Annotated in this window: 2 protein-coding genes; both read right to left on the bottom strand. The window is 73.3% G+C overall.

The features are described from left to right. Positions 1-1,145 (bottom strand): universal stress protein (locus ACFW1I_RS28225; RefSeq protein ID WP_384675131.1); only part of this gene is annotated, 1,145 nt, incomplete at its 3' end. A 14-nt stretch (positions 1,146-1,159) separates the two neighbouring features. Further along, positions 1,160-1,852, bottom strand: a complete 693-nt coding sequence (locus ACFW1I_RS28220; protein ID WP_384675129.1) for a response regulator — start codon at positions 1,850-1,852, stop codon at positions 1,160-1,162. Between the last annotated feature and the right edge of the window lie 101 nt (positions 1,853-1,953).

Raw genomic sequence — 1,953 nt, 5'->3', positions numbered from 1 at the left:
CCCGGGGGGGGGGGGGCGGGGGCGGGGGGGGCGCCGGGGGCGGCGCCCCGCCCCCCGCCTATCGCCGCCTCGTCGTGGGTGACGATGTGGACGTCGAGGTCGGGGCCCGACTCGCGGGCGACGGTGGCGCTGACGCCCGGACCGAAGAGGTACTGCCAGGAGCGGCGCCGGCTCACGCCGAGGACGATCTGGGTGGCGTTCACCCCGCGGGCGAAGGCGAGGAGCCCGGCCGGTATGTCGTCGCCGACGACGTGGTGGAAGGTGCCGCCCAGGTCCTCGACGAGGGTCCGCTGGACGGCCAGTTCCTTCGGGGAGGCCGAGGTGAGGCCGTCGCTGCGGGAGATGTAGACGGCGAGCACCTCGCCGCCCGCGCCCTTCTCGGCGAGCCGGGCGGCCCGCCGTATCAGGGTGCGGCCCTCGGGTCCGCCGGTGAGACCGACGACGATCCGCTCCCGGGAGCCCCAGATCTTCGAGACCCGGTGCTCGGTGCGGTACTCCTGGAGGTACTCGTCGACCCGGTCGGCGGTCCACAGCAGGGCCAGCTCGCGCAGGGCGGTGAGGTTGCCGGGGCGGAAGTAGCGGGAGAGCGCCGCGTCGACCTTGTCCGGCTGGTAGATGTTGCCGTGCGCCATGCGGCGGCGCAGCGCCTGCGGCGACATGTCGACCAGTTCGATCTGGTCGGCGCGGCGGACGACCTCGTCGGGGACGGTCTCCTGCTGCCGGATCCCGGTGATCGACTCGACGACGTCGCCGAGGGACTCCAGGTGCTGGATGTTGACGGTCGAGACGACGTCGATGCCGGCGGCGAGCAGCTCCTCGACGTCCTGCCAGCGCTTGGAGTTCCGCGAGCCGGGGACGTTGGTGTGGGGCAGCTCGTCGACGAGCGCGACGGCGGGCCGGCGGGCGAGGACGGCGTCCACGTCCATCTCCGTGAAGGAGGTCCCCCGGTACTCGACGGTCCGGCGCGGGATCGTCTCCAGGCCGTGCAGCATGACCTCGGTGCGCGGCCGGCCGTGGTGCTCGACGAACGCGACGACGCAGTCCGTGCCCCGTTCGACCCGCCGGTGTCCTTCCGAGAGCATGGAGTACGTCTTGCCGACGCCCGGCGCCGCTCCGAGGTAGATGCGCAGCTTCCCGCGTCTCATGGTCCGTGGTGCTCCTAGGGCTCGAACCGGTAGCCCATGCCCGGTTCGGTGATCAGATGTCGGGGACTGGCGGGGTCGGCTTCCAGCTTGCGCCGCAGCTGGGCCATGTAGACCCGCAGGTAGTTGGTCTTGGTGCCGTGGCTCGGGCCCCAGACCTCCTGGAGCAGCCGGCGCTGGCTGATGAGCCGCCCGGGGTTGCGGATGAGGATCTCCAGCAGGTGCCATTCGGTGGGGGTGAGCCGCACGTCCCGGTCCGCCCTGCGCACCCGTTTCGCCACCAGGTCGACGGTGAAGTCGTCCGTGGTGATCCGGTCCTCCGCGGCGGGCGCGGCGGCCGGGACCTCGCCGGCGCGCCGGGTCGCGGCCCGCAGCCGGGCGAGGAGTTCGTCCATGCTGAACGGTTTCGTCATGTAGTCGTCCGCGCCGGCGTCCAGCGCACGGATCTTGTCCTCGGAACCGCTGCGCGCGGAGAGGACGAGCACCGGGGCCCGGCACCAGCGGCGCAGGTCCCGGATGAGGTCGACGCCGTCCGTGTCGGGCAGCCCGAGATCGACGATCAGGGCGTCCGGCGGTTCGGCGGCGGCGGCGGCGGTGAGGGCGGTGGCGCCGTCGGCCGCGGAGTCCACCGCGTACCGGCGGGCCTGCAGATTGATCACCAGGGCTCGTGCGAGCTGTGCGTCGTCCTCGACGACCAGCACCCGCGTCATCGGCGTGCTGCCTTCCTGTCGTCCGTGCCATCCGTGTCGTGTGGGTCGTGCGGTGTGCGGCGAGGGCCGGGGGGGGCCCCGGGGCGGCCCGGCGCCCCCCC

The sequence above is a fragment of the Streptomyces sp. NPDC058955 genome (assembly GCF_042741435.1).
In the GTDB taxonomy this organism is placed as follows: Bacteria; Actinomycetota; Actinomycetes; order Streptomycetales; family Streptomycetaceae; genus Streptomyces.
Note: the sequence above shows the minus strand (reverse complement) of the source record. Positions and strands in the feature narration are given on the sequence as shown.

What these genes read in the sequence shown, in the direction of transcription:
- ACFW1I_RS28220 (WP_384675129.1), bottom strand. Translation starts at nt 1,852, where the DNA reads ATGACGCGGGTGCTGGTCGTCGAGGACGACGCACAGCTCGCACGAGCC.